The sequence below is a fragment of the Solibacillus sp. genome (genome assembly GCF_040273735.1).
Taxonomy (GTDB): domain Bacteria; phylum Bacillota; class Bacilli; order Bacillales_A; family Planococcaceae; genus Solibacillus.
Genome location: NZ_JBELZM010000015.1, coordinates 73,858 through 100,605, shown reverse-complemented (window position 1 = coordinate 100,605; position 26,748 = coordinate 73,858). Strand labels below are relative to the sequence as shown.

Genomic DNA, 26,748 nt, shown 5'->3' with positions numbered 1-26,748 from the left:
TATAGCCAAGCGGTAAGGCAACGGATTTTGATTCCGTCATGCCCTGGTTCGAATCCAGGTACCCCAGCCATTTTTTTATTTGCGGAAGTAGTTCAGTGGTAGAACACCACCTTGCCAAGGTGGGGGTCGCGAGTTCGAACCTCGTCTTCCGCTCCAAATATGGCGGCATAGCCAAGTGGTAAGGCACAGGTCTGCAACACCTTTATCACCGGTTCAAATCCGGTTGCCGCCTCCATATTTTATTAAATCGGAAAACCCGATTTTTTTTTACCTTAATTTGCCGAGTTGGTGGAATGGCAGACACGACGGACTCAAAATCCGTTGCCGCGAGGCGTGTGGGTTCAAGTCCCACACTCGGTATCAGTTCAATACAACAGATAAAAAACCCTCAAAGCCTTTAAATTAGGCTTTGAGGGTTTTTTATTTTATACTTTCAGTAATTTATTTGGAGTATAGTATAAATGTCTATTTCTTCAATCCCCCTTAGAATATTGTAGTAAAAATAGGGGGTGAATAAATTGGGTTGCGTAGGGTGTAATAGTAATAATTCAAACATGAACAATTATGTTAAGTGCGATTGTGATAAAGACGATTGTTATTACAGATTTAAAGTGCCATGCAAAAAAAATATGCCACATAACGGAAATGGTGGGCAGGTTCAAAGAACAGGAGAAATATATTTAGCAACTGACCAATCAATACCAAATGGGCAGTTTATGGGCTTGGGCACAGCTTCTGCACAGTTTACAAGAAATACAGTCGTAATTCCTGAAAATGCAATTATTACAGGATTGGTTTTCAATATTAGGGATAATATATTAACAGCAGGGGAAGTAGCATCTGCAGAGATTGTAATCAGCCAAACTTGTGGTTTTGATGATCCAGTATCAACTGGAGTTATTGCAACAGTTACAGGTCCAAATAATGCTACAACACGCAATTGTTGTGGTACAACTGCAGCAAATTATCCTGTAAATAGATGTACCTTATTATCTGTAAGAGTAACAACATCAAGTGGAGCATTTCCAAATGGTGCAGCAGCAACAATCCTTTATAGACTTCCTTAGTAATAATTAAATTTTAAGCAAGTATTAGTTCATTGAAGAAGTCTCCCTGATACAATTAAGCCGGGGTTTGATATAGTTTACAATTTAAGCTTTATTGTAAAAAGGGAGCTTTTTTGTGTGTAAAAGTATAATAATGTTATTCAAGAAATTCATATGATTTCTCCGTTTTTCATATTTAAAATAGTGAAAGATAAGTAAATTACATATACGCTTCAGTACGTACTTTTTTATAGGGAATAATACGTTTTTTTCTAGCTTCTTAAAAATATTTACTATAGAATGAACATTATAATGTAAGGAAGATAAAACACAGCAAATATTATTTAGATGATAACAATGTATTTTAGTGTGAGGAAGTAGGGAATTAAACAAATGAATGTAGCAACAAACTTTAAATGGATTGAAGCGGCGAACTATGATGATATGAGTAAAATTGCCGCAACAATTTTTAAAGATCAATTAAAAAAGAATAGTGCAACGGTATTTGGAATGGCTACTGGAGGTACTCCGGAAGGCTTTTATAAAGAGCTGGTAGCAGCATACAAGGCTGGCGAGATCTCTTTTGCACAGGCAAAGTCCTTTAATTTGGATGAATATACCGGTATTAATCCGTCAAATGAAGCGAGCTATCATTACTATATGGACTATAATCTGTTTAATCATATCGATATGAAACGTGAAAACATTAATTTACCAGCAGGCAATAAATCGGATTTAGAAAAAGCCGCAGCTGAATATGATGCGATGATTAAGGCTACGGGAAATATTGATATCCAGCTTTTGGGAATTGGCATGAATGGACATATCGGTTTTAATGAACCGGGAACTCCTTTCGATTTAGGTACAAATATTGTAAAGCTTGCCCCATCTACACGTGAAGCGAATCAAGTTTATTTTGATTCAATTGATGATGTGCCGACACATGCCATTACAATGGGTATCAAGACAATTTTGAGTTCTAAAAGGATTGTATTATTAATTTCAGGTGCATCAAAACAAGAGGCATTTAATCGTTTGCGCAGCGGTATAGTAACAGAAGATTTCCCGGCAAGCGCTCTGCACAACCATCCGGATGTAACCGTTATTTATACAGATGTAAAATAAAATAAAGGAGTGCATACAATGTGCACTCCTTTTTATATTATTTTATCGTTGAAATAAAAACCCCTGCAATAACAGCGATCCCACCGATTACTTGAGCAAGAAGGAGTTGCTCATTTAAAAACAGCACGGCAAAGATTGTAGCGAATAGTGGAATGAAGTTTAGGTAGATTCCTGCATTGTTTGCACCTAATGAGACAACGCCAGTGTTCCAGCTTAAAAAGGCAATAATTGAAGCAATGATCCCTACATAAATAATCGCCCCAATTGTCGAGGTGTTCCATACGATTGCTTGTGACGTTGTAAGTAGTTCATATACTGTGAACGGCAGTAACATGATAGCTCCGATTGCGATAGTCACTAAAAACGTTGAATAACCCGGCAGCTTTCCTGCGTACTTTTTAATGAGTAATGAATAGACACTCCAGCACACTACCGCAATTAATACGATTAAGTCCCCTTTGTTGAATGAAAATGAAAGCAGGCTCTGTAATGAACCCCCGGATATAATAAAGAGTACTCCGGCTAAAGACAGCAGCGTGCCGAACATCTGGAATTTTGTTAAACGTTCCTTTAAAAAGATGAAGCTCAGTATGTATATAATAATCGGTGTTGATGAATTCATTAATGATGCATTGATGGACGTTGTATAATGCAAACCGATGTAAACAAGCGTATTGAATGCAGCAACTCCTGTAAGTGCTAAAATAATGACGGCACCCCAATGTTGTCTCACCGCTGGCCATTCTTGTTTCGTACGTTTGTATGCGATAGGGAAAAATACGAGAAAGGCGACAATCCATCGTAAAAAAGCAAGAGTAATCGGAGGAATATCCCCAGAAACAGCTCGTCCAATTACAAAGTTACCGCCCCATAATAAAGTAGCTAAAATGAGCAGTAGCTGTGGTGGAAATTTCATTATTGTACATCTCCTTATATTGGAAAAATAATTTTATCTATTATAGGGACAACCACATGAAATTTGCAATGCGCTTTACATAAAACGCTATGATACAATAGCGACAGAAGTAAAAGGAGGTCATTAACATGAAAATTCGACCAGCAAGATTACAGCATGGCGATACAGTAGGATTAGTTAATTTAAGTAGTCCGCTTAATATAGAATCACTGGGGGATAAATTAGCGTTTTTAGAAGAGCTAGGTTTAAAATATAAGCTTGGTAATACGGTACAGGCATATGAAGGCTATTTGGCAGGTTCCGACGAAGAGCGGATAAAAGACTTCCATCAAATGATTGTTGATCCTGAAGTGAAGGCAGTCTTTTTAGTGAAGGGCGGCTATGGGATCTCAAGAATAATCGATAAAATAAGCTATCCTTTAATCGAGGAAAATCCGAAAATTATTTGGGGCTTTTCCGATGTGACGACTTTACATACTCAAGTAAACGAGTTTGCAAATTTAGTGACATTCCATGGCCCAATGCTGTCCAGTCCAAAAGGGGAGTTGGATACTCTTTCTAAAAAGATGCTCCAACAGCTGTTCCAACCGATTGAAATTCAGTATACGGAAAGCATTTCACCTCTTACGACAGTTGTACCGGGAGTTGTACGCGGCGAGTTGACAGGCGGAAATTTAAACCGTATTGTCAGTACGCTTGGAACTAAATTTGAAATTGATGTGCGCAATAAAATTTTACTACTTGAAGATTTAGGGGAAACAATTGAGCAAATTGATTTAATGCTGAATCAGCTGCGTCTTTCAAGAAAGCTGGAGCTTGCAGCAGGGTTTGTTATAGCAGACTTTAATATGCCGGATGATACATACAGCTATGAAGATGTATTGAAGGTCATAGAAGGGTATTTGAAGCCATTTAACAAACCTGTGTTAGCTGGGTTTAAAATTGGCCACTGCGAACCTAATATTGCAATCCCATTAGGTGTGGACGTAATTTTGGATGCAGATGAAAAGGCATTAAGAATTTTACCGGGTGTAGAGTAAGAATTATATGTAATTAAAAGCAAAGACACCTTTTCACAAATTGTGAGCAGGTGTCTTTTAATAACGAGCGAGCAAAAATACTCTAAAAGTTTGTGTTAGCCTTTACTATGGTTGGTTATGAGTGAAAGGTAACAGTGTAAACGGTAAAGAGTTATTGGTTTAACCAGTTGTTGGGAATGCCGAAGCATAAATCGCTCGTTACTACCCAGTTTGGAGTCTCACCGCCCTAGGTTTAGAAGTAATTGCTGTCATCAAATTCTATTTCTACTTGATAGTTTTTGGCATTAATTAAATTGGATAGGCGATGTGCTTCCTTTTCAAGCTCGTTTGCACGGTTTCGATATGTCATTGGATCATACAATGCTACGCGGTAAAGCATTGCATCACCGGAATTATGGTAAAAAGCTTCTTTCTCTTCAGAACCAAGGTTTTTACAAAATTGTGCTTCTGCGCGTAATTGGCTCGCCAGTTCAATTGCTTCGACAATAGGCATTTCCTCATCTTTAAATACAACAGTATTGTCGATGTTAGCACGGTAGATTAGGGCATCAAGCTTACGTGAATCATAACGAAGCTCTTTTAGCTCTGCTTCAAGCATTTCAAGAGAATAGTCAGGGGCTTTTGGCTGTTCACCTTTCTCAATGATGACATGTGTTAAGGAATGTACTTGCATTGTGCGTTCCTGAATTCTCTTCGTAATGATACTTTTTAGTTTTACTGCCTCAGCTAAGTTAATACTCAAATGATTCCACTCCTTAAAAATGAACTTTTGAATTTTTCTTTGATAGAATATGTACTTCATATTCGCCACCGCTAATTTGCGTAAACATGTTTGCTGCACTGCTCAATAGTTCAGTTGCTTCCTTTTCACTAAGAGAAGGGCGTAAATAAAAGATTTGCAGCGCATTTGTCGTAGCTTCTGTAACTGCCGTTCTTTTTGAATCAACAAAGGGGCTGCCGAATGGGCCGAGCGCATCTTTTGAATGGATGATATTCTCCAATGAATTAAAGCGGCCATTGATTCCTTCATAGCCTGTCGACACACTGCCTACTTCAATTTTCATATCTCCTTCAATAACATCTAAATCATATATGCCAACAGGAATCTCGTATTGAAGTGAAAAGAAGTTGTTTAAATCAACAGCCGAATGGAACGGTACTAAATATTGCTGTTTAGCGATACGTCGCATTAAACTTTCCGCAGAGTGACGGTACCGGTTCGGATCACCGCCGAAAGACTTCCAAAGCTGGCGCCATTCTTTAATGCCAGGTCGTTCTGTCACAGGTGTTTCCTGTAATTCCAAATACAGATTTTCCTGATAAAGTTGTGTGCGTCCTTTAATCATTTGAGGAGATTCTTCAACGATAATTTTGCTATAATGGATAAGGCCAATTTTTAATTGTTCATTTACAGAAAAAAGAGCTTCATTTATTAAAATATTCATGTAGAACACCTTCTTACATTGTTTTTAAGAAATACTAAAATATGTAATACAAAAATAAATATAAATTTATTGTATCATTTGAAAGGAGCATGTGAAATGAAAGTTCATCAACTTCAAGAAGATTTAGTGAAATATGCAGCATCTATTGGTGTTGATAAAATCGGATTTACGACCGCTGCTCCGTTTCATGAATTGAAGAATCGTCTACGTCGTCAGCAACAATTAGCATACCAATCAGGCTTTGAAGAAGCAAATATAGAGCTGCGTACAGAGCCTTTAAAATTATTAGATGAAGCAGAAAGCATTATTGCGATTGCCATTGCGTATCCTTCACGCATGCAAGATGCCCCGCAAGGAAAAAAAGGGGAGCGTCGCGGCATATTTTGCCGTGCTTCATGGGGCATCGATTATCATACAGCGGTTCGGGAACGTCTGCAGCTCATTGAAGCTTGGCTGCAAGAACGTGTGCCGAATGTAAAGGTGAAATCAATGGTCGATACCGGGGAACTAGTAGATCGTGCGGTTGCAGAACGAGCAGGAATCGGCTGGAGCGCCAAAAATTGCTCTATTATTACACCTGAATTTGGTTCGTACGTCTATTTAGGCGAAATCATTACGAATATCCCTTTTGCTCCAGATATACCGATGGAAGACGAATGCGGTGACTGTACATTATGTATCGATGTATGTCCAACAGGAGCTATCGTCGCACCAGGGCAGCTGAACTCACAGCGTTGCATTGCCTTTTTAACTCAGACAAAAGGATTTCTGCCGGATGAGTTTCGTGCCAAAATCGGAAACCGTTTGTATGGCTGTGATACATGTCAAACGGTGTGTCCGAAGAATAAAGGAAAGCTAAACTGGATTCATGATGAATTCACGCCGGATCCTGAAATCGCAAAACCGTTACTTCAGCCCCTTTTATCGATTTCCAATAAGGAATTTAAAGCAAAGTTTGGACATGTATCCGGTTCATGGCGCGGTAAAAAGCCGATTCAGCGTAACGCCATTTTAGCGCTTGCACACTTTAAAGAAGAAGCCGCACTGCCTGATTTAGTTCAAGTATTGCAAAAAGATGAACGTCCTGTATTAAGAGGGACGGCTGCATGGGCAATCGGAAAAATCGGAACAGACGGGGCAGAGGATATTTTATTGGCTGCCAGAAAAAGAGAGCAGGATGAAGAAGTGCTGGCCGAGATTGAAAAAGGGCTGGCAATGTTAAATCATTGAGAGAGAAGGATCAGAAGTGCCAAACCATATCGTATTATATCAACCAGAAATCCCAGCAAATACAGGCAACATTGCCCGCACTTGTGCTGGAACGAATACATCATTACATTTAATCCGTCCTTTAGGCTTTTCAACAGATGACAAAATGCTAAAGCGTGCTGGATTGGATTATTGGGAACATGTGAATGTCGTTTATCATGATTCTTTAGAAGATTTTATCGAGTACAGTAAAAATGGCGATGTGTATTTAATTGAGACATATAGTGAAGAGCCATTTACGACACATGATTTCAGCAATTCAGAACGAGACTTATACTTTATGTTCGGAAGAGAAACAACAGGCTTGCCAAAAGAATTTGCAAAACAACGTGCCGATATGTGTCTGCGCATACCGCAAAGTGACCATATCCGCTCACTGAATTTATCAAATACAGCGGCAATTGTTATTTACGAAGTACTAAGACAACAAAACTATCCAGGGTTAAAATAAAACAAGGCAAGAAGCATTAATCGCTTCTTGCCTTGTTATTATTTCATCTTCGTTTTAATCACTTGCTCAAGCTTTGCCTGGATATTATCGTGTTCGGATAATGTGAGACGGATGAAGCTTTCATCCATATCGAGCGCTTCGGATAAAAACCCTCCAAGCCCGCGGGCACGTCGGTCTACTTGTAATAAGATTTCGACTGAGTTTGGTGATTGATGTAAAAAGACAACTTCTAGTTCGTCTAGATACCGGCGATACGTGTTGTTTGTCGGTGTAAACTCAAATTCCTGTACAATCGGTGTTTGTCGGCGCAAATAGGAAGGGGCTTGTTCGTTATCTACTTTACGCAACCGGAAGCCCATGTTTTGAATGGCTGTTAACACACCGTTCGCAAGACGAGTCGGCTGAATCTCGATAAAGTCTTTATCTTTAGGGTCTACAGCATTTTTAATATCTAAGCCTGTTTGAATCCATACACGCGAGTTGCCGGTCGTTACGGGAACAACAGGGGGCAGGGAGAATGAAAATGGAATTTGGCGTTTTTCGTCTGCCTGAATTGTGAATGGCTCATTTAATTTGTATTTGTGCAGTACCGCTTCATCTTTAATCTTTTTATCATCGATTTCGCGGATAAAGTTTGTGTGAAGTGTTAGATAGATTGCATCAATTTGCTGTTCCGTGCTACCCCCGATGATTTCTACAACACCTGAAATATTTTCATTCAACGTGTAAGTTGATTTGTGTAATTTTGTATCAACTTTTGCAGCTCCTATACCAACACTTGCTAAAACTTTATTAAATAGTGACAAATGAATTCCTCCGTTAATTGTAATTAATTATGTATACGTAGGATAGAAAATAAAGTTTCAAAAAGAGCCCGAAAAATTTTTCGGGCTCTTGCTTTAGGTTACCAGTAATTATTCACCGTCTAATGTAAATACGATACGTAAACCATTTGGATCAACCGTTGAAAATAACTGAGTACCACCGTGTGCTGGTGCTTCTGCAAAGTTTTCGACGATGAAGCCGTTATTTGTCAGGCTTTGTTTTACTTTTTCAGCATACTCTGCATCCTTTAACACAACCGTAAAGGATTTTAAGCCGACCATATCGTTTGTTGGTTTATTGCCGTTGTTGCTGTTCCAAGTGTTTAATCCGAAATGGTGGTGATATTTCCCTGTTGATACGAACAGCGCCTGTGCACCGTAACGCGTAACAACATTATAATCCAATACATTTGTATAAAACTGCTCCGATTTGTCCAGATTTACTACGGATAAGTGTACATGCCCCATAACAGTATCAGCAGGCAAGCCGTTCCAATTGCCGTCTGCAGCTGCTAAAATTGGCTGGAAATTCAGCTGTTCTGTCACCATATGTACTTGTTCGTCCTGATTCCAAGTCCATTCCGATTCATGACGGTCGATATAAATTTCGATTCCGTTTCCATCTGGATCGTTCAAGTAAAGCGCTTCTGAAACATCATGGTCTGCAGCACCGATTCGAACATTCAGATTAACAAAATGCTGTACGATGTTTCCTAAGTCCTTGCGAGAGGGTAATAGTAATGCTAAGTGGTATAAACCTGCAAAGCCTTGTTTAAGTGGCTGAGCATTTTGTACTTCAATTAGTGATACTAAGCTTGTTTGTCCGTCTGCTGTTAAGTATGCTTCCGTTTCTGTTTGCTGTAATACTTTAAAGCCGATAACAGTTGTGTAGTATTCGATCGAACGTACTAAGTTAGAAACTTTTAATTGAACATGAGCTGGGTATAGATTAGGTTTTTTATGGAAATGTGTAGCCATATTATATGATCTCCCTTGATGGTTATTTTTTATAATCAACTTACTTTATGTAACTAATATAAAATATGCAACAATAAAAGTCAAATGAAAAAGACAATCGCTAATTAACGATTGTCTTTTACCGGAAAGCTAGTGGAATTATCTTTCTTTTGGGAATGGTTTGCTATCATAGCCAGCTGTGAAAATAGCTACTAAAAACGATATGCTGACACCAAGAATTAAAAGTAATTTCATGGAAGAATCCTCCTCATGTTTTAATTATCTCTTTTTTCAGTATAGCATAAATTATTTGAATGAATACTTTATTTATGACATATATCAGTCAAAATTGGAAAAAAATAATACTAAATTAATTTGGAGGGATAGCTTATGAAAAGAGAAGAAATCGTTAACGGAAATATGGCTAATACTATGGATGAGCTGAAAATACTCGGGAAGCAAATGGAGAACTTACGAGACGGCGGACAATTGGAAGAAGCGGAACGCATTTCAGATCCGCAGCAGTTTGATGATGAAGAGGAAGAAGGGAAATAAAAAAATGTGCACTGAAATTTAAGTTTCAGTGCACATTTTTTTTCGTTAAATTTGAACCTTATAGTCTTTTAATTGTTCACGTAGTGTAGCTTTTAAAAATTTGCCGACAGAAGTTTTTGGAATTTCATTTAAAAATACGACATCATCCGGAAGCCACCATTTGGCAAAGTCCAGTTCAATTGACTCGATAAGCTCTTCTTTAGATGCTGTTGCACCTTCTTTTAAAACGACACATGCCAACGGACGTTCTTGCCACTTCGGATGCGGAACCGCAATTACGGCTGCCTCGAAAACAGCCGGATGTGACATGAGGGCATTTTCCAGATCAACGGAAGAAATCCATTCTCCGCCCGATTTAATAAGATCTTTCGTACGATCGGTAAGTTTGATATAGCCTTCTTTTGTATAGACAGCAATGTCACCTGTATATAGCCAGCCGTCTCGGAATGCTTCATTCGTCCGTTCATCATTGTAGTATTCAGAAGCTATCCATGGACCGCGGACACGTAGTTCACCCATTGTTTTTCCATCCCATGGAACAGGGCCATTTTCATTGACAACTTCTGTTTCGATTAGGGAAACCGTCAAACCTTGTGAAACACGAATATTTAACTGTTCATCTTTTGTATAGTCATCCATATCGCTTGTTAGATGCGACATACTTACAAGCGGTGAAGTTTCCGTCATACCGTAGGCGTTGATGTACGGAACACCAAGTTTTTCATTGTAAGCCTGAATTAAGCCTTTTGGTGATGCGGAACCACCTGAAATAATTAAACGGACAGAAGAAAGGTCACGAGGATTTTTTTCCTGTTCAACCAGTGCGCCAAGCCAAATTGTTGGGACACCTGCTGTAATTGTCACCTTTTCTTGTTCAACCAAGTCCAGTATTAAACTTGGTGTCATCATTGGTCCTGGTAAAACGATATTGGAGCCGAAATTCAATGCAGCAAACGGGAAGCCCCATGCATTTGCATGAAACATCGGAACAACAGGGAGGGCAGTGTCACTTTCTTTTACTGCAAAAGATTCAGCAAGACCAAGTGCCAGGCTATGAAGCACGATGCTTCGATGTGTATAGACGACACCTTTTGGCATACCTGTCGTTGCAGAAGTGTAGCACATCCCAGCTGGGAGATTTTCATCCAGATCTGTCGGGAACTCGAAATTTTCATCCGCTTCCTGAAGAAGCTGTTCGTAGCTGTATACATTCGGGAAACTGGATTGTGGAACGCTTAATTCATCACCCATGACGATAATATGCTTAACCGTTTTTAAGTGGCCAAGTGCAGGCTCGACTAACGGGAATAAGTCGCTATCAATCAATAAAATTTCATCTTCGGCATGATTGATAATATAAACAATATGTTCAGGGGCAAGGCGGATGTTAATCGTGTGTAAAATGGCACCGCTGCTCGGAATCGCAAAATATGCTTCAAGGTGACGGTGATGATTCCAGGCAAATGTCCCGACTTTTGTACCACGTTTCATCCCCAGCTTTGTCAGGGCATCCGCTAATCGGTGCGTTCTTTTTACATAGTCATTGAATGTAATGCGATGTGTTTTAGTAGGGCTTGTACGAGAGATAATTTGTTTGTTCGGGAAGTACCGTTGTGCACGCTTCAAAAATCCAGTCAAAACTAGTTGTGTATCCATCATAGTTTTTCAGCTCCTCAACGAGAATATATTATAATATATACTCCGGAAGCTGGAGGATTATTCTGTAAATAGGAGGATACTAGACAATAAGTTAACAAGATTGTTTTTATTAACAAATAGTGGCGAATAATAAACGGTGAATTATTAGAATGTTATAATAAAGTCAATCAAAAGTAAGAGGTGAACAATATGAATTTACAATCAACGAAAAAGTTAATGAATGGCGTAGAAATGCCTTATTTAGGTTTAGGGGTTTATAAAATGACAGACCGCGACGAAACACTTCAGGCGATTGAAACAGCGCTTGATTTAGGCTATCGTGCAATCGACACAGCCGCCCTTTATTACAATGAAGAAGAAGTAGGGGAAGCAATTCGCCATTCTTCTGTACCGCGCGAGGACATCTTCGTGACAACTAAAGTTTGGAATAGCGACCAAGGTTATGACAATACATTGCGTGCATTTGAAACATCATTGAGAAAGCTTGATATGGATTATGTGGATCTTTATTTAACACATTGGCCGGTCGAGCATAAATATGTGGATACGTACCGTGCAATTGAGCGCTTGTATGATGAGAAACTTATCCGTGTACCGGGGGTATCCAATCATCATGAACATCATTTAAAAGAAATTATGGCAAAATGTAATGTCGCGCCAATGGTCAACCAAATTGAAGCCCACCCGTATTTATCCCAAGAACCGCTGCGTGCTTTTTGTGAACAGCAGCAAATTGCGGTAACGGCGTGGTCACCGCTAGGCCGTGGAAATGTATTAAACGATGAAAAGATAATTCGTATTGCAGATGAATATAATGTATCACCGGCTCAAATCATCTTACGTTGGCATTTACAAAATGATGTCATCATCATTCCTAAATCTGTTACAGCATCACGCATTAAAGAAAATAGTAAACTGTATCATTTCGAATTAACGAATGAAACAATGCAGCAGTTAAATGCATTGAACCGCAATGAACGATTCGGGAAAGATCCGGATAATTTCAGTTTTGATTTTTAACATCGTTTTTACTTAGGGGGAGTGAAACTGTGTTTAAAAACTTTTCACCGAGTTTGTTTTTCTCGATGGCAGCAGTAACAATTGTAGTTGTTGCACCTTTTATTATGATTTTCCATCCGATTTTTCAGTTGGAGTTTTTTCAGTATAATAATACAACCGCTACGTTTATTCCGAATCCGATTAATTTAAGACTTGTTCTTGTGTCATGTTTTGTTTTGATCGTGATGCTGTGGATTTTAGCATACAGGCGTAATATGAAAGGTTATTTGATTGGCCTATTACTCTTTATATTGAGTGTTGGCATCGGTTATTTATCGACTCAGAATTATTTGTTGATTAGCGAGGCAGAATTGGAACGACATCATTTATTTGAGGAACAACAATATCGGTGGGAAGAACTGGATGAAGTTGTCTATGAATATGTGGTAGGCAGTAACAAGGGAGATATCACATTTACAACAAAAACAGGGGATCAGTTTGTAATTAAAGAAAAAGAATTGCACTCAACCGGTAAAAGCTTGATTTATCAATTTTCAAGAGCGAATGAAGTAACATATATTGAGCGTGAAAAAAGATAAGAAAAAGGGCGTCCGTAGTTTAAATACGGACGCCTTTTATTAGTTATCTTTAACGATGATCTGCTCGTCTAAAAACGGGTGCATAAATGCTAGCTGAATGGCGTGCAATGCATAATCGCCTGATGCGGTTTCACGTGCACCGTACATTGTATCGCCCACAATCGGGTGACCTAAATGCGCCATATGCACTCGGATTTGGTGTGTACGTCCTGTCTCGAGAACAACATGGACAACACATGTGCCTTTATAGCGATTCACTACTTCATAATGTGTCACGGCATGCTGGCCAGTAGGTGACACGACACGGCGGGTATTGTGATGACGGTCTTTACCGATGGCGGCGTTGATTGTACCGCTGTCTGTACGAAGATTGCCTTGTACTTCTGCGGCATACGTACGGACGATTGTTTTTTCCTCGATCATACGGTCAAAAATGGACTTAGCAATCGGATGCTTTGCGACAAGCAGTAAGCCGTTTGTCCCTTGATCCAAACGGTGTACGTGCTCTGCATAATGCCCGCCATTGTCCATAATGTGACGCATTACATGATTCATGCATGTGTCATTGTCTGTTGGTTCGTTTGGGTGTGTCGCCATTCCTTTAGGCTTTGAAACAATTAGGCAATGCTCATCTTCATAGCGAATGTTTACATCACAGCTGTCCGTTGGAATATAGTTCGAAGCGGGAATATCAAATGCAAATTCAATTTTCGTCCCTTTCTCGAACGGCTCCTTCCACATAATAGGTTCTCCATCGATTGTGACCGCTTTGGCCATACGTAATTCGTGAACAAGCTTTTTGCCTAAGCGCCACTTTTCGCGCAAAAGGTCTTCAACGGTTTGTCCGTTTTCGTGAATGATATATGTGAACATTAATTTTCCTCCAAATGAAAAATCGTGCTCATAAAGAACACGATTTTGAATATAGTCTTATTTTAACACAACATCGTTAAAGAATTGACGCGTTGTTTCATCCGGCGCGTCACCTTCTAAGCGGGCAACCTCTTTGCCGTCTTCAAAGTAAATAAGTGTTGGTGTTGATGTGATATTATAAGTATTCCATTCATCAAACTCAAGAATGTTTAATTGGTCTACTTGAACATCCAGCTCGTCCGCAATCGGCATAAGTTTCGGAGTGTAGTTTTGGCAGTGAGAACATTCGGGACTGAAGAAATAGCCGACAACGCCGTCTCCTGACTCGATTTTCTCTGCTAGTGCATCCGGTAAGATGATATTTTGATAGTTTTTATCGTCAAGAAGATCAATTGTAGACTGTCTCAGGTTGTCTGTACCGTATGGATTGCTTTCTAGTTTTTCACTGTTTTTCATGTTTGTCAGCACAATAATTGCTGCGAATAATAGCACAATAACCGCACCGACAATCGCTAACTTCTTCAAATTATTTCTCCCCCTTTAAAACCTTTAACATATAAAAACTAGCTGCTGCAATAATAACAAAGGCAGTAAGCGCCAAAAACGGGATCGTAATAAAGCCTAACCAGTTAATATACTGACCGGTACATGCTACACGACCGCAGGCAGGTGCTGCATCCTGCATAAAAACCAACTTCTGCAGGCTATAATGATAAAGAGATGTTGCCGCTCCAATTGTAGAGAACACGGCTGTTGTTAATGCAATTTTTGCATTTTTCTGGATGTAGGCAATCGTTGAAATCAGCACAATAGGGTACATTATAATGCGCTGGTACCAGCATAATGTACATGGTTCGTAGCCTCGTATTTCAGAAAAATACAATGATCCGAGCGTTGCTGTCAACGATACAACCCAAATAATGAGCAAGGCATTTTCAAGTTTTTTGGACATAATGCTACCTCGATATTCAAATTTTAACTTCTATCAGCAGAAGTTTTTCATATTGATTCTCATTGATTATAGTTTGAATTCGAGAAAAAGTAAATTACTACGTTTATCAAAGGCTATTAAAAGGAAAGTTAAATATGGAGGGGGAGTTTTGCATGACAGATTCATTAGATATGTCCAAATTTGAAAAACCAATGATTATCCGTAATATGACAACAGAGGATATTGACTCAATATTAGAAATACAGCGTATATGCTTTCCAGGCATGGAGCCGTGGGAACGAGCGCATCTATACAGCCATTTAACCATTTTCCCTGAAGGGCAGATGGTTGCCGAGCTCGATGGGAAGGTAATTGGCTCCTGTTCAAGTCTGCGCATTAACTTCGATGAATACGATGACCGCCATACATGGAATGATATTACCGATAATGGCTTTATTACAAACCACAATCCGGATGGCTATAATCTGTATGGAATTGAAGTAATGGTGCACCCGGAATACCGCCGTATGAAAGTCGGTCAAAGACTTTATGAGGCGCGGAAAGATCTTGCGCGAACACTTAATTTGAAATCTATCATTATTGGCGGCCGTATTCCAAACTATCATGTCCATTCGGATGAGATGAGTCCACGTGATTATGTGGATGCGGTAAGTCGCCATAAAATATATGACCCGGTGCTGACATTCCAAATGATGAACGGCTTTATTTTAATGCGTATCAATCCAAACTATTTACCGGACGATACAGCTTCAGGCAAGTATGCGACATTAATGGAATGGAACAACGTGGATTATCGACCGCTGACAAAGCGTCATTTCAAGACGAGCTATCCAGTACGTATTTGTGTTGTGCAGTATATGATGCGTGCGATCGATTCCTTCGAAGACTTTGCGAAGCAGTGTGAATACTTTGTGGATGTCGGGTCTGATGCAGGATCGGATTTTGTTGTCTTTCCGGAAATTTTTACGACCCAGCTGATGAGTTTCCTGAATGAAAAATCACCGTCACAGGCTGTCCGTAAATTGACGAAATATACACCTGAATATATCGAACTGTTTACAAGTCTGGCTGTCCGCTACAATGTCAATATTATCGGCGGTTCACATTTTGTTGAGGAAGAGGACGAGGAAATTTACAATATCGCCTACTTATTCAGACGTGACGGGACGATTGAAAAACAATATAAAATTCACATTACACCAAATGAACGGAAATGGTGGGGAATCAGTAACGGTGATAAAGTCCGCGTGTTTGATACAGACTGCGGTAAAATTGCAATTCAGATTTGCTATGATATCGAGTTTCCGGAACTTGCACGTATTGCGACAGATATGGGCGCGAATATTATTTTCACACCGTTTTGTACAGAAGACCGTCAAGGCTATTTACGAGTGCGCTATTGTGCTCAGTCACGTGCAATTGAAAATCAGATTTACACGGTTATTTCCGGAACGGTCGGCAACTTGCCTGAAACGGAAAATATGGATATCCAATATGCGCAATCGGCCATTTTCGCACCAAGCGATTTTGAATTTGCGCGGGATGGAATTGTAGGAGAGACGAGTCCGAACCTGGAGATGGTATTGATCGGGGATGTCGATCTGGAAATATTGCGACGACAACGCCAAGACGGTACCGTGAAACATCTTAAAGACAGACGCCATGACGTATACCGCGTGGAATACTTAAAATAACTAACAGGGAAATTCTGCTATTGTAAAAGATAGCAGGATTTTTTTCATTCAAAAGTATGAGAGGGATAGCGGTGCGTTCTATTTAATTGAAATGGTATGATAGAGAAAAGTGAAGTTGCAAAGGAAGAGCCAGTATGACAAAAGACCAATCTAATATTGCCATATTAAAAGAAATTGCTGAGCTGTTAAACGAGGAAACAGAGATGATTCCGATGCTGAATGGTGCGCTGTCGAAGTTTTTAAGCGGGACAAAATTCGAAACAGGCTGGATTTTCTTTATCGATGAAAAAGGAAAATCCGAGCTTGTCGTGAAGCAGGATCTACCGGATGCGCTGAGTCATAACGATTGCCACTATTTAAAGAAGGGCGGATGCTGGTGCGTGTCGCGTTTCCGTAATGAAGAATTAAAAAAAGCTTCGAATATTATTGAATGCCAGCGCATAGAAAGTGCCATCGCAGCAAATGTAGGTGACCATAACGAAATCACCCACCATGCGACTGTACCGTTGCAATCAGGGCAGGAACGTTTCGGCTTGCTGAATGTTGCTTCAAGAAATACGGTACGCTTTTCGGACGAGGAGCTGGATTTACTTGAATCCGTTGCCTTTCAGATGGGTTCTGCGATTAAACGTATTTATTTAACAAATGAACAGCAGGAAATTGCGCTTGTTCAGGAACGTAACCGTTTAGCGCGCGATTTACATGATTCTGTCAACCAGCTTCTTTTTTCGGTAACACTGACAGCCCGTGCTGGAGTAGAGATGAGCAATGAGCAGGATATTAAAGAAACATTTAAAGATATTCAGCAGCTTACACAGGAGGCTTTGACGGAAATGCGTGCACTCATTTGGCAGCTCCGTCCGAAAGGGTTGGAAAGCGGACTTATTGAAGCGATCAAAGTGTATGCGGAAATGCTGAGCCTGAAATTAACGGTCAATGTTTCGGGTGTCATTCAATTCCCTTCAAGAGTAGAGGAAACGCTTTTCCGAATTACTCAGGAAGCATTGAATAATGTACGGAAACATGCGGGTGTTAAAAGTGTGGAAATATATGTAAATGTGACAGCTACCGATGTATTACTCGTTGTAAATGATGCAGGCCATGGATTTAATGTGGAGGCGCATCGCCGTATACCATCAATCGGCATGCAATCGATTATTGACAGGGCACATGCAGTTGGAGGAACCGCGGATTGGGTAAGTGAAATTGGAAAAGGAACAGAATTACTTGTCCGTTTACCATACTAGGGGGGATTTGATGATACGGGTACTAATAGCAGATGACCATCATGTAGTAAGACGAGGGTTATTATTCTTTTTAAAAACCCAAAAGGATATCGAAGTTGTAGGGGAAGCGAAAAACGGATTAGAAGCAGTGGAACTTGTTGAACAACTTTCTCCCGATATTGTTTTAATGGACCTCGTCATGCCTGAAATGGACGGCATTCAGGCAACAAAGAAAATTAAAAAAAATTGGCCGCATATAAAAATACTGATGCTGACAAGCTTTTCGGATAAAGACCATGTGCTGCCGGCAATGGATGCAGGGGCTTCAGGCTACCAGCTAAAAGATATCGAGCCGGATGATCTGGTGGAATCGATCCGTCAGATTATGCGCGGCGAAAATACGATCCATCCGGAAGCGACTACGCAATTGGAAGAAGGGCTGCGCGAAGATGAGAACAAGCCCCATATTTTAAATCCGCTGACACCGAGAGAACAGGATGTATTGGCAGAACTGACAAAGGGTAAAAGCAACAGGGAGATCGCTTCTTCGTTATATGTAACGGAAAAAACGGTTAAAACCCATATATCGAATATTTTTGCGAAGCTCCATGTACAGGACCGTACTCAGGCGGCATTATATGCCGTAAAACATAATTTGACTGAGACGAATGAAAGCTAAATGAGGGTAGAATAGATAAGAAGAATGTTTACATGTTCAATATAATTAGGTCGTTACATCCGATAAATTAAAAACCTCACTTTTTCTCCAGTAGGAAAAAAGTGAGGTTTTATTAATTAAAGAATTTCTTCTTCTGTCGTTTCAGACGGCGGAAGTTTTGTTACTTCAATATACAAAATGTGGTGACCGTCCAGTTCCGTTACTTTGAACTGATATCCTTCTGATTCAATTATATCGCCTTCTTGAACATCAAAGCGTTGTGTCATAAACCAACCACCAATTGTATCGATATCTTCATCTTCAATCGTTGTACCTAAAATATCATTCATTTCCTGCAATAACATTTTAGCGTCAAAGATGTAGTGGTCTTCAGCGATTTCCTGAATTTCCGGAATTTCATCTTCATCGAACTCATCTTGAATATCACCTATAATTTCCTCGATAATATCTTCAATTGTTACTAAACCGGAAGTACCACCGTATTCATCCATTAAAATAGCCATATGAATACGTTCGTTTTGAATTTTTAATAATAAATCACTAATAGGAATTGTTTCGATTACTCGAATCACCGGTTGCATATAATCATCAACAAGCTTATCGCCATTTGCAGCGTCTTTAATATAGGCTGTTAATAAATGCTTCATGTTAACAAGGCCAATGACATGGTCTTTGTCCCCATCTGTAACAGGGTATCGTGTATATTGTTCAATGCCCATTACTTCAAATACTTCGCGAATCGTTTGACCTCTTTCAATACTGATAATTTCAGTTCGAGGTACCATTATCTCCTTCGCTATCCGATCAGAAAACTCAAAAATACTATTAACATATTCGTATTCCGAGTGGTTAATTTCCCCACCTTTAAAGCTGTCTGATAAAATCATGCGAAGCTCTTCTTCAGAGTGTGCTTCTTCAGATTCAGAAATCATTTTTAAGCCGAAAAGTCCAGTTAATCCACGTGCCGATCCGTTTAAAGCACGGATGAAAGGATACATAATATTGTGGAACAGTATTAAAAATCCGGACAGCCTTAATGTTACTGCTTCTGCTTTTTGAATAGCGAGAGTTTTTGGTGCTAATTCCCCTACGACAACGTGTATAAATGTTACGAGTGAGAAGGCAACAATAAATGAAAGAACAGTTGTGACATTACCACTTAAGTTAAAGAACTCAAATACTGGATGAAGAATTATTTCGAAAGTCGGTTCTCCGAGCCATCCGAGTCCTAATGCCGTAATCGTAATTCCGAGCTGACAAGCAGATAAATACTCATCAAGGTTTGAAATTACCTTTTTTGCCCGTATCGCAGATTTATTTCCTTCTGCGACGAGCTGATCGATTTTTGTCGTTCTTACTTTAACTATTGCAAACTCAGTTGCAACAAAAAATGCCGTAGCGGCAATTAAGATAGCAAATGCTATCAACCTAATGGTTAGTTCGATTCCTATGTCTACGTCCAACTATATTCTCTATTTGCGGCGCAAATGAGCGTGGCAAATAAAGAGTACACCTCCTAAAAAAATTTTAATACTACAATCATAAAATATTTACGTAAAAAAAACAATTTATGAATTTGAAAATTGAGGAAAAAATTTGGAATGGAATTTGATGTCTATATTCAGAAAAATGAATGATTTACCAGATGTGGATAAATTAATAGAAAATTGAAATTTCAATAGATTTATGCTACTGTGAAATGGTAGATAATGATAATTTAGTAGGCAGGAAAATTAGCAAACGCCAGCAACTATAATTTCCTGCAGCCAGCTATTAAATTATGATTAACTCGAAACGCGCATAAAAAATGGGAGCATCGAAAATTCGACTGCTCCCATTTCCTTTTTATTCGTAAACATGAAAGAGCATTAACTCATGAATCATTTTCTCAAGCTGTTCTTTCTGTTCTTCAGCAGGACTTTCCCCAAAGAATTTGATGCTTCCATCTTTATAATATTCCGCTACATATCGTTTTTGCTCATAGAAAAAGCGGATGGACCACCCCGGAATTTGACTGTTTTCAAATAATGGCTTATAGCTAAAATGTTGAATCATGAAACTTCCCTCCCATTTTTATCGTACAAGAAAGTAGTACATTGTTGCAATTTTTCTTTTTTGAAATTAATAATAGAACATACACATGATGAAGAAAGAGTGAGCAAAATGGGAGAATTTATTTCGCTATTATTCCTGCTTGGTGTTGTAGGGGCTGTCGTTGGTGCGGCGACAAACTATATGGCAATCAAAATGCTGTTCAGACCTTATAAACCAATCTATTTTAAAAAATGGAAGCTGCCGTTAACACCGGGGCTTATACCTAAACGCCGTGAGGATTTGGCCATTCAGTTAGGCAAAACCGTTTCGGAATATTTACTGACACCCGAAACAATTAAGAAAAAATTTTTATCAAAGGAAATACGCGAAAATGTATTAACCTTTGCACAAAATAAAGTGGCGCAAGAAATTTTTACTAACGAAAAAACAATTAATGACTGGATTCGTTTGGCTGGTTTCACACAATTACCGCAAACAGTGGAAGGGAAAGTGGATGAACTTATTCACTTACAATTCCATAAAGTAAAAAATACGTTATCAACAAAATCAATTCGGGAATTATTACCGAATGATTTTGAGCCTGTGCTGGACCAGAAAATCGATGAGGCTGTCGTACAGATACTGCAAAAAGGCGAAGATTATTTTATGTCGCCAGAAGGTACGATGACAATCAAAAACATGCTGGATGACTTCTTATCGACAAAAGGTTCATTTGGCGGAATGATCCAAATGTTTTTAGGAGACTCGACATCACTCGTTGATAAAGTACAGCGAGAGCTTATAAAGTTTTTAAAAGCTCCAGGAACAGCCGCACTTTTACATCGGATTTTTACAACAGAATGGGAAAAAATCAAAAATCGTCCGGCAATGGACTTTATGAATGATGTAAACTTTGATACGATTGAAACGAGTATCCAAAGCTATGCAAAAAATGCACTGGCATTGGAGGCACGCCTGGATAAAACGATTAATGACTATTGGCCGCAAGGAAAAGACTGGGCTACAAATGATCTGCTACCTAAAATGATGGATAAAACATTTATTGCAGCAGAAGGAAAAATCGAAGACGTGCTGAAGCGTTTGAATTTAGCGGAAGTCGTTCGAGAGCAAGTAGATTCTTTCCCTATCGCCAAATTAGAAGAGCTTGTACTAGGAATTATTAGTAAAGAGCTTAAATTAATCACATGGCTGGGCGGCATTATTGGTGGTCTTGTCGGGATCATTCAAGCGCTAATCGTCTTTTTGACGAACTAAAAAGAGAAAGTAGGAATATTACATGATTAATATTTACGAAGATATTAATAAACTTGAAGCAACATTCCGCAAGACTGATGAGTTTCAAAATTTAAAGAACGCAGTGGAAACTGTACGTGCAGACGAAGAAGCTAAAGTATTATTCACAAACTTCCGCGATGTTCAATTAAAGATGCAGGACAAACAAAATGCTGGTGAAGAAATTACAGAAGAAGAATATGTATTTTTACAAAAAACAGCACAGTTAGCTCAGCAGAATGCTAAAATTATAGCAATGCTGGAAGCGGAAATGGCTTTAAGTGCAGTAATTCAAGAAATTAACCGTATTATCACACAGCCAATCCAAGCAATGTACGACGGACTATAAGATTCAGGGGGTCACACTTTTGTGTGGCTCTTTTTTATTTCAGGGCGTTTTAAAGGCATTTGTATCCGGACTAATTTTACTAAGAATAAACATGTTTTTTTTCTTCTACCTTAATATTTGTTACAATGAGATAGATTTTTTATTTATTACAATAAGAAGGTAGAGAATAACATGAAAACGATTCATATTAATGAGCAATTCAAAGAAGACTGGACACGTGTTCTTAATCATATAGCCAATTTATTTTACGAGGATTCCGTTATTCAGATCGATCAGGACGGTTCAGATATGTCGATTGAATTTAACAAGTCTATCGATGAAAATTTTACGATTTGCACATTTGCTAAGCTAAAAGTGGATGGACAGGAATATACGAGCGACTATTCTATTAAGTATGCGACAGAAGGAACGGAAAAAGAGCAAAACATCCGAATGAAGCGTGCATTGTCGCATGTCATGCTAGATGTACTTGAACAATATTCCGGTATGACTCAGCAGTGGGGTATTTTAACAGGAGTCCGTCCGACAAAGCTTTATCATAAATATCGTAAAGCTGGGATGAATGATGAGCAAATTGCCGCGGTACTAAAAGAGGATTACCGAATTTCGGATCAGAAGATCGCATTGATGAAAGCGATTGTTGAGCGACAACTTACGGTTATTCCTGATCTGGATGAGCTTGGAAAGGAAATTTCAATTTATATTGGGGTTCCGTTTTGTCCGACTATGTGTGCCTATTGTACATTCCCGGCCTATGCGATCCAATCAAATCGTAAGGCAGGACGCGTAGAGAAATTTATCGATGGTCTTCACATTGAGCTACGTGAAATGGGCAAATGGCTGACAGAAAAAAATATGCGCATTACATCGATTTACTGGGGCGGGGGCACACCGACATCAATCGAGGCACATGAAATGGATGCATTATATAAAACAATGTTCGATGCTTTCCCGAATCCCGAGTCCATTCGTGAAATTACAGTAGAAGCAGGGCGTCCGGATACAATTACACCAGAGAAAATCGAAGTGTTGAAAAAATGGGGCATTGACCGTATTTCCGTTAACCCGCAAAGCTATACTCAAGAAACATTAAAAGCTATTGGTCGCCATCATACTGTTGAAGAAACAGTAGAGAAGTTTTGGCTATCACGCAATTCCGGTATGAATAATATTAATATGGATTTGATTATCGGCTTGCCGAATGAAGGTATTGAAGAATTCGAGCATTCATTAGCAGAATCAGCAAAAATGCAGCCTGAAAGTTTAACGGTTCATACGCTCAGCTTTAAGCGTGCATCGGAAATGACGCGAAACAAAGATAAGTATAAAGTAGCCGACCGTGATACAGTCGGGAAAATGATGCAGATGGCAACAGAATGGACAGCTGAAAACGGCTATGTTCCATATTACTTATACCGCCAGAAAAATATTTTAGGAAACCTGGAAAACGTCGGCTATTGTAAACCGGAAGAAGAGTCGATCTACAATATTGTCATCATGGAAGAAGTGCAAACAATTTTAGGTATCGGATGCGGGGCCTCCTCGAAGTTCGTACATCCAACGACCGGAAAAATTACACAGTTCCACAACCCGAAAGATCCAGCAGCATATATCCTGACATTTGAAGAATCAATCGCCAAGAAAATCGCCATTTTAGATGAGCTATATTCTTAATTGTTAACCTTCAAACATCGACAAATAGCACAGCCAGACAATTGGCATGTGCTATTTGGTTTTTCTGCGAAGGAGAGATTTTTATAATGAGATCAACTTGTGTAAACTAGTAAGAGAGTAAAAGAAAAGGATTTGTTGCAATGAAAAAATTAATAGGACTGTTAATGTTCACGTTACTATTCGTAGCGGGATGTACAGAAACAGCCGAAGACACATACGAAGAACCACTAAAAGAAATGGCCGTCCACTTTATTGATGTAGGACAGGGAGATTCCATTTTCATCGAAGCACCTAACGGGAAAACGATGCTTATTGACGGTGGCGTAAAGGGTGCCGGTAAGGAAGTTGTGGCCTATTTAAAAGCACAGGGAGTCAACCGGTTGGATTATGTAGTCGCTACACATCCGGATGCCGATCATATCGGCGGACTGATATCAGTGCTGAATTCAATCTCAATAAAGGAATTTATCGATTCCGGAAAAGTACATACGTCTCAAACATATGAAGAAATGCTAAGTCTCATTCAAGCAAAAAATATTAAGTTTACGATTCCTGAAGCAGGCGATGAATTCCAGCTTGAAGAAAACCTTACTGTAGAAGTTCTTGCTGCAGACGAAACGGCTTCTGATAATAATGACGCTTCAATTGTACTGCGCGCGGAATACCAAAATATTTCGTTCTTATTAATGGGGGATGCCGACCATGGTGTAGAGCAGGAGCTTTTACAAAAGGGAACCAATGTACAGGCAACCATTTTAAAAGCAGGCCATCACGGATCGAATACAAGCAGTTCGCCAAAATTTGTTGAAGCGGTGAGTCCACTAGCTACAATATTAAGCTATGGACATGATAATAAGTATGGTCACCCTCATGCAGAAGTAATCGATAAACTACAAAACGTAAACAGTGAAATATATAGTACCGCAGAAGCCGGAACGATTGTGATTACAACAGATGGGGTAACATATGACATAGATGCACAACATTGGACAGGTATTGGGGCAACGAGTTCGATACCGTCACCAGCCTCAACTAAGAGCGGTAAAGTAGAAATTATAAGCAAAGATGTGCATGAAGAAATTGTTGTCATCCAGAATAGTAGTGATCAAGCGGTTAATCTGGAAGGTTGGGAACTAATATCCGTTGGAGGCAATCAAGTATTTAATTTCCCGGATATTAATTTAGCGCCAGGGAAAAAGCTTTCGATTACAAGTGGTCCCAACGCAAAAGCAGGTGCGGCCACACTGGAATGGTCGAAAAGACAAATATGGCTAAACAGCGGTGATGCAGCCCAATTAGTCAATGCGAAAGGGGAAGTTGTAAGTGAACTACAATAAATACACGTTAGACCGATTTGATGGAGATTATGCGATTTTTTTAAAACGCCCGGAAGAAACGGAACAACTTCTGATCCATCATGCTGAAATTCCATTAGAGCTAAAAGAAGGCGATATTGTAAACATTCAGGATGATGGGTTTGATTATATGATTGAGTTACTGAAAGAAGAAACCGAAAATCAAAAAACGCGTGTCAATAATCTGTTACAGCAATTAAGAAAAAAGGAATAAAAGACTTTTATTTCTTAATTATATTTGCCTTTAAAAATTTAGAAAAGTCAAAAAGTGTCGGAAAATGTACGCTTTAGTATGGTAAAATATATGGGTACATATATTAATTTTAGGAGCGTAACAATGGCTATCAAAACAATAATTTTCGATTTAGACGATACTTTATTATTCGATCAACATTCAGTAAAAACTGCATTTGAAAAGACATGTGACTATGCAGCGACTAAAAAAAGCGTCGATTCACAGGCATTGGAAGAAGCGGTAAGATCGGCAGCGCGCAGTCTTTATGAAAGCTATCCTACATATGACTACACGGTCTTGATCGGCATTAACCCATTTGAAGGTCTTTGGGGAACTTTCGATGATCCGACACCGCAATTTCAGCAAATGAAAGAAATTGTACCTGCCTATCGTGCTGAAGCTTGGACAAAAGGTTTGGCGGCAGTTGGAATTGAAGATGCAGCATTAGGCGCAGAACTTGGGGAGCGTTTCGTTGAAGAACGTAAAAAAGCACCGTTTTTCTATGAAGATACATTTGCCGTATTGGATGAATTAAAAGGGAAATACGAGCTTGCGCTATTAACAAACGGTGCACCAAGTTTACAAAATTTAAAATTGGAGATTACTCCGGAAATTGTACCGTATTTTGACCATATTATTATTTCAGGTGATTTCGGTAAAGGGAAACCGGATGCTTCCATTTTCGAATTTGTAATGGAAAAAGCTCAGGTTACGAAAGATGAAGCCATTATGGTCGGCGATAATTTAATGACCGATATTTTGGGATCATCTCGTGTCGGTATGCGCAACGTTTGGATTAACCGCGAAAGTAAATCGCACAATCCGGAAATTGTCCCGACATATGAAGTAACATCACTTACGGAATTTTTACAGTTAGTGAAAACATTATAAACTAGCAGACGCACTTTACTTTAAGTAAGTGCGTTTTGATATTAAAAGAATGAATTTTCTAAAAATTCATGATATAATGAATGTATGAAAGGGATGAAAGAGGTTTTTCTATGGTAAATAATAATATATGTCGCTGTGAAAACTGCGGCCGCACACACAATTCAGTTCAGATCAATCCTGTAACGATTGATCATCATACAGCATACCTTTGTTTGGCATGTGAACATGTGCTTCATTTACCTGAAAACAAAAACCGATTCTTCAGCCTTGTACGCAGTAAAAACAGAAGACAGGCCAATCCGGAAATGCAAGGAGCACATCGTATACTGTCAGCATTTATTGCAGTTGGTGTCTTATTTTTCGTTGCGATTGCAGCATTAGGGGTAGCGCAAACTACGGACATTGTGACATTGCCACTATTTGAAACGGACTCTATTTTGATAAATGAGTATTTATCTTTTTTACAGCTAAAAGCATTGTAAATTATGGACCTGGTGTAACATACACCAGGTCCTTTCATTTATTTTCCTAACAGTTCGGAAACAGTTACAAATTCATAGCCCTGTTTTTGAAGGGTTGCAAGCACCTCATCCAATGCATCGGCAGTT

Annotated in this window: 29 protein-coding genes and 3 tRNA genes; 21 read left to right on the top strand and 11 right to left on the bottom strand. The window is 39.2% G+C overall.

Features of this window, described 5'->3' with window-relative positions; genetic code table 11:
* Positions 1-81: 81 nt before the first annotated feature.
* The 5 genes from ABS917_RS14810 (at position 82) to nagB (ending at position 2,171) form a co-directional block, all read left to right on the top strand.
* Positions 82-156: transfer RNA gene (locus tag ABS917_RS14810), tRNA-Gly, on the top strand.
* A 5-nt stretch (positions 157-161) separates the two neighbouring features.
* Positions 162-235 (top strand) — tRNA-Cys (locus ABS917_RS14805).
* A 44-nt stretch (positions 236-279) separates the two neighbouring features.
* Positions 280-360 (top strand) — tRNA-Leu (locus ABS917_RS14800).
* Between the two features lie 158 nt (positions 361-518).
* A complete protein-coding gene (locus ABS917_RS14795) occupies positions 519-1,067 on the top strand; it encodes a hypothetical protein (RefSeq protein ID WP_350479714.1) in 549 nt (182 codons plus the stop codon).
* Between the two features lie 372 nt (positions 1,068-1,439).
* Positions 1,440-2,171, top strand: a complete 732-nt coding sequence (gene nagB, locus ABS917_RS14790; RefSeq protein WP_350479713.1) for a glucosamine-6-phosphate deaminase — start codon at positions 1,440-1,442, stop codon at positions 2,169-2,171.
* Between the two features lie 37 nt (positions 2,172-2,208).
* Here nagB and ABS917_RS14785 read toward each other — a convergent pair whose 3' ends face one another.
* Positions 2,209-3,087 carry a DMT family transporter gene (locus tag ABS917_RS14785; RefSeq protein ID WP_350479712.1) on the bottom strand — a complete coding sequence of 293 codons (879 nt, stop codon included), beginning with the start codon at positions 3,085-3,087 and terminating at the stop codon, positions 2,209-2,211.
* Between the two features lie 128 nt (positions 3,088-3,215).
* On the opposite strand from ABS917_RS14785, the gene ABS917_RS14780 reads away from it, so the two are divergent.
* Positions 3,216-4,127: a S66 peptidase family protein gene (locus tag ABS917_RS14780; protein WP_350479711.1), complete on the top strand. Its 912-nt coding sequence runs from the start codon at positions 3,216-3,218 to the stop codon at positions 4,125-4,127.
* A gap of 232 nt (positions 4,128-4,359) precedes the next feature.
* Here ABS917_RS14780 and ABS917_RS14775 read toward each other — a convergent pair whose 3' ends face one another.
* Both ABS917_RS14775 and ABS917_RS14770 read right to left on the bottom strand, forming a co-directional pair.
* Complete coding sequence (locus ABS917_RS14775; RefSeq protein WP_350479710.1) at positions 4,360-4,869, bottom strand: DIP1984 family protein; 510 nt, start codon at positions 4,867-4,869, stop codon at positions 4,360-4,362.
* Positions 4,870-4,882: 13 nt separating this feature from the next.
* Entirely contained in the window at positions 4,883-5,572 is a 690-nt protein-coding gene (locus ABS917_RS14770; protein WP_350479709.1) for a B3/B4 domain-containing protein, read from the bottom strand.
* 96 nt (positions 5,573-5,668) lie between these two features.
* Between ABS917_RS14770 and queG the strand changes: the two genes are divergently transcribed.
* A complete protein-coding gene (gene queG / locus ABS917_RS14765) occupies positions 5,669-6,802 on the top strand; it encodes a tRNA epoxyqueuosine(34) reductase QueG (protein WP_350479708.1) in 1,134 nt (377 codons plus the stop codon).
* A 16-nt stretch (positions 6,803-6,818) separates the two neighbouring features.
* Positions 6,819-7,292: a tRNA (uridine(34)/cytosine(34)/5-carboxymethylaminomethyluridine(34)-2'-O)-methyltransferase TrmL gene (gene trmL / locus ABS917_RS14760; protein ID WP_350479707.1), complete on the top strand. Its 474-nt coding sequence runs from the start codon at positions 6,819-6,821 to the stop codon at positions 7,290-7,292.
* 38 nt (positions 7,293-7,330) lie between these two features.
* Here trmL and ABS917_RS14755 read toward each other — a convergent pair whose 3' ends face one another.
* Positions 7,331-8,098: a sporulation protein gene (locus ABS917_RS14755; protein WP_350479706.1), complete on the bottom strand. Its 768-nt coding sequence runs from the start codon at positions 8,096-8,098 to the stop codon at positions 7,331-7,333.
* Between the two features lie 108 nt (positions 8,099-8,206).
* Positions 8,207-9,094 (bottom strand): VOC family protein, encoded by an 888-nt coding sequence (locus ABS917_RS14750; protein ID WP_350479705.1) that lies wholly within the window; start codon positions 9,092-9,094, stop codon positions 8,207-8,209.
* 369 nt (positions 9,095-9,463) lie between these two features.
* Between ABS917_RS14750 and ABS917_RS14745 the strand changes: the two genes are divergently transcribed.
* A complete protein-coding gene (locus ABS917_RS14745; RefSeq protein ID WP_350479704.1) occupies positions 9,464-9,628 on the top strand; it encodes a multidrug ABC transporter ATPase in 165 nt (54 codons plus the stop codon).
* Positions 9,629-9,673: 45 nt separating this feature from the next.
* Here the strand turns inward: ABS917_RS14745 and ABS917_RS14740 are convergent, their stop codons facing one another.
* A complete protein-coding gene (locus tag ABS917_RS14740) occupies positions 9,674-11,287 on the bottom strand; it encodes a long-chain fatty acid--CoA ligase (RefSeq protein ID WP_350479703.1) in 1,614 nt (537 codons plus the stop codon).
* A gap of 189 nt (positions 11,288-11,476) precedes the next feature.
* On the opposite strand from ABS917_RS14740, the gene ABS917_RS14735 reads away from it, so the two are divergent.
* Complete coding sequence (locus ABS917_RS14735; RefSeq protein ID WP_350479701.1) at positions 11,477-12,307, top strand: aldo/keto reductase; 831 nt, start codon at positions 11,477-11,479, stop codon at positions 12,305-12,307.
* 29 nt (positions 12,308-12,336) lie between these two features.
* Complete coding sequence (locus ABS917_RS14730; RefSeq protein WP_350479699.1) at positions 12,337-12,885, top strand: acyl dehydratase; 549 nt, start codon at positions 12,337-12,339, stop codon at positions 12,883-12,885.
* A 39-nt stretch (positions 12,886-12,924) separates the two neighbouring features.
* On the opposite strand, the gene ABS917_RS14725 is transcribed toward ABS917_RS14730, so the two are convergent.
* Genes ABS917_RS14725 through ABS917_RS14715 form a run of 3 tightly spaced genes read right to left on the bottom strand, consistent with a single transcriptional unit; the run spans position 12,925 to position 14,710 of the window.
* Entirely contained in the window at positions 12,925-13,758 is an 834-nt protein-coding gene (locus ABS917_RS14725) for an RluA family pseudouridine synthase (RefSeq protein WP_350479698.1), read from the bottom strand.
* A gap of 57 nt (positions 13,759-13,815) precedes the next feature.
* Positions 13,816-14,283 carry a thioredoxin family protein gene (locus ABS917_RS14720; protein ID WP_350479697.1) on the bottom strand — a complete coding sequence of 156 codons (468 nt, stop codon included), beginning with the start codon at positions 14,281-14,283 and terminating at the stop codon, positions 13,816-13,818.
* A 1-nt stretch (position 14,284) separates the two neighbouring features.
* On the bottom strand, positions 14,285-14,710 hold the full coding sequence (locus tag ABS917_RS14715; RefSeq protein ID WP_350479696.1) for a disulfide oxidoreductase: 426 nt from the start codon (positions 14,708-14,710) through the stop codon (positions 14,285-14,287).
* A gap of 152 nt (positions 14,711-14,862) precedes the next feature.
* On the opposite strand from ABS917_RS14715, the gene ABS917_RS14710 reads away from it, so the two are divergent.
* The 3 genes from ABS917_RS14710 (at position 14,863) to ABS917_RS14700 (ending at position 18,309) form a co-directional block, all read left to right on the top strand.
* The gene (locus tag ABS917_RS14710; protein WP_350479695.1) at positions 14,863-16,404 is read left to right on the top strand and encodes a GNAT family N-acetyltransferase; all 1,542 of its coding nucleotides are present in this window, start codon (positions 14,863-14,865) and stop codon (positions 16,402-16,404) included.
* Between the two features lie 134 nt (positions 16,405-16,538).
* The gene (locus ABS917_RS14705) at positions 16,539-17,651 is read left to right on the top strand and encodes a GAF domain-containing sensor histidine kinase (RefSeq protein ID WP_350479694.1); all 1,113 of its coding nucleotides are present in this window, start codon (positions 16,539-16,541) and stop codon (positions 17,649-17,651) included.
* Between the two features lie 10 nt (positions 17,652-17,661).
* Complete coding sequence (locus ABS917_RS14700) at positions 17,662-18,309, top strand: response regulator transcription factor (protein WP_350479692.1); 648 nt, start codon at positions 17,662-17,664, stop codon at positions 18,307-18,309.
* 116 nt (positions 18,310-18,425) lie between these two features.
* Here the strand turns inward: ABS917_RS14700 and ABS917_RS14695 are convergent, their stop codons facing one another.
* The gene (locus ABS917_RS14695; RefSeq protein WP_350479715.1) at positions 18,426-19,736 is read right to left on the bottom strand and encodes a hemolysin family protein; all 1,311 of its coding nucleotides are present in this window, start codon (positions 19,734-19,736) and stop codon (positions 18,426-18,428) included.
* A 418-nt stretch (positions 19,737-20,154) separates the two neighbouring features.
* A complete protein-coding gene (locus tag ABS917_RS14690) occupies positions 20,155-20,364 on the bottom strand; it encodes a YheE family protein (RefSeq protein ID WP_008406488.1) in 210 nt (69 codons plus the stop codon).
* 108 nt (positions 20,365-20,472) lie between these two features.
* Here ABS917_RS14690 and ABS917_RS14685 point away from each other — a divergent pair, with 108 nt between their 5' ends.
* From ABS917_RS14685 to ABS917_RS14655, 7 genes are all read left to right on the top strand, one after another.
* On the top strand, positions 20,473-21,618 hold the full coding sequence (locus ABS917_RS14685; protein WP_350479691.1) for a DUF445 family protein: 1,146 nt from the start codon (positions 20,473-20,475) through the stop codon (positions 21,616-21,618).
* A 22-nt stretch (positions 21,619-21,640) separates the two neighbouring features.
* A complete protein-coding gene (locus tag ABS917_RS14680; protein WP_065216702.1) occupies positions 21,641-21,985 on the top strand; it encodes a YlbF/YmcA family competence regulator in 345 nt (114 codons plus the stop codon).
* A gap of 171 nt (positions 21,986-22,156) precedes the next feature.
* Complete coding sequence (locus ABS917_RS14675) at positions 22,157-23,659, top strand: coproporphyrinogen III oxidase (protein WP_350479690.1); 1,503 nt, start codon at positions 22,157-22,159, stop codon at positions 23,657-23,659.
* A 140-nt stretch (positions 23,660-23,799) separates the two neighbouring features.
* Positions 23,800-24,996 carry an MBL fold metallo-hydrolase gene (locus tag ABS917_RS14670; protein ID WP_350479689.1) on the top strand — a complete coding sequence of 399 codons (1,197 nt, stop codon included), beginning with the start codon at positions 23,800-23,802 and terminating at the stop codon, positions 24,994-24,996.
* Positions 24,983-25,228 (top strand): DUF3006 domain-containing protein, encoded by a 246-nt coding sequence (locus tag ABS917_RS14665; protein ID WP_350479687.1) that lies wholly within the window; start codon positions 24,983-24,985, stop codon positions 25,226-25,228. The genes ABS917_RS14670 and ABS917_RS14665 overlap by 14 nt, the downstream gene beginning before the upstream one ends.
* Positions 25,229-25,351: 123 nt before the next feature.
* A complete protein-coding gene (locus tag ABS917_RS14660; protein WP_350479686.1) occupies positions 25,352-26,140 on the top strand; it encodes an HAD family hydrolase in 789 nt (262 codons plus the stop codon).
* Positions 26,141-26,250: 110 nt separating this feature from the next.
* Positions 26,251-26,622, top strand: coding sequence for a DNA polymerase III subunit delta (locus ABS917_RS14655; protein WP_350479685.1), 372 nt, complete (start codon positions 26,251-26,253; stop codon positions 26,620-26,622).
* Positions 26,623-26,748 lie beyond the last annotated feature (126 nt).

What these genes read in the sequence shown, in the direction of transcription:
- nagB (WP_350479713.1), top strand. Translation starts at nt 1,440, where the DNA reads ATGAATGTAGCAACAAACTTTAAATGGATTGAAGCGGCGAACTATGAT.
- ABS917_RS14785 (WP_350479712.1), bottom strand. Translation starts at nt 3,087, where the DNA reads ATGAAATTTCCACCACAGCTACTGCTCATTTTAGCTACTTTATTATGG.
- ABS917_RS14780 (WP_350479711.1), top strand. Translation starts at nt 3,216, where the DNA reads ATGAAAATTCGACCAGCAAGATTACAGCATGGCGATACAGTAGGATTA.
- ABS917_RS14770 (WP_350479709.1), bottom strand. Translation starts at nt 5,572, where the DNA reads ATGAATATTTTAATAAATGAAGCTCTTTTTTCTGTAAATGAACAATTA.
- queG (WP_350479708.1), top strand. Translation starts at nt 5,669, where the DNA reads ATGAAAGTTCATCAACTTCAAGAAGATTTAGTGAAATATGCAGCATCT.
- ABS917_RS14750 (WP_350479705.1), bottom strand. Translation starts at nt 9,094, where the DNA reads ATGGCTACACATTTCCATAAAAAACCTAATCTATACCCAGCTCATGTT.
- ABS917_RS14745 (WP_350479704.1), top strand. Translation starts at nt 9,464, where the DNA reads ATGAAAAGAGAAGAAATCGTTAACGGAAATATGGCTAATACTATGGAT.
- ABS917_RS14740 (WP_350479703.1), bottom strand. Translation starts at nt 11,287, where the DNA reads ATGATGGATACACAACTAGTTTTGACTGGATTTTTGAAGCGTGCACAA.
- ABS917_RS14735 (WP_350479701.1), top strand. Translation starts at nt 11,477, where the DNA reads ATGAATTTACAATCAACGAAAAAGTTAATGAATGGCGTAGAAATGCCT.
- ABS917_RS14725 (WP_350479698.1), bottom strand. Translation starts at nt 13,758, where the DNA reads ATGTTCACATATATCATTCACGAAAACGGACAAACCGTTGAAGACCTT.
- ABS917_RS14715 (WP_350479696.1), bottom strand. Translation starts at nt 14,710, where the DNA reads ATGTCCAAAAAACTTGAAAATGCCTTGCTCATTATTTGGGTTGTATCG.
- ABS917_RS14710 (WP_350479695.1), top strand. Translation starts at nt 14,863, where the DNA reads ATGACAGATTCATTAGATATGTCCAAATTTGAAAAACCAATGATTATC.
- ABS917_RS14705 (WP_350479694.1), top strand. Translation starts at nt 16,539, where the DNA reads ATGACAAAAGACCAATCTAATATTGCCATATTAAAAGAAATTGCTGAG.
- ABS917_RS14700 (WP_350479692.1), top strand. Translation starts at nt 17,662, where the DNA reads ATGATACGGGTACTAATAGCAGATGACCATCATGTAGTAAGACGAGGG.
- ABS917_RS14690 (WP_008406488.1), bottom strand. Translation starts at nt 20,364, where the DNA reads ATGATTCAACATTTTAGCTATAAGCCATTATTTGAAAACAGTCAAATT.
- ABS917_RS14685 (WP_350479691.1), top strand. Translation starts at nt 20,473, where the DNA reads ATGGGAGAATTTATTTCGCTATTATTCCTGCTTGGTGTTGTAGGGGCT.
- ABS917_RS14680 (WP_065216702.1), top strand. Translation starts at nt 21,641, where the DNA reads ATGATTAATATTTACGAAGATATTAATAAACTTGAAGCAACATTCCGC.
- ABS917_RS14675 (WP_350479690.1), top strand. Translation starts at nt 22,157, where the DNA reads ATGAAAACGATTCATATTAATGAGCAATTCAAAGAAGACTGGACACGT.
- ABS917_RS14670 (WP_350479689.1), top strand. Translation starts at nt 23,800, where the DNA reads ATGAAAAAATTAATAGGACTGTTAATGTTCACGTTACTATTCGTAGCG.
- ABS917_RS14660 (WP_350479686.1), top strand. Translation starts at nt 25,352, where the DNA reads ATGGCTATCAAAACAATAATTTTCGATTTAGACGATACTTTATTATTC.
- ABS917_RS14655 (WP_350479685.1), top strand. Translation starts at nt 26,251, where the DNA reads ATGGTAAATAATAATATATGTCGCTGTGAAAACTGCGGCCGCACACAC.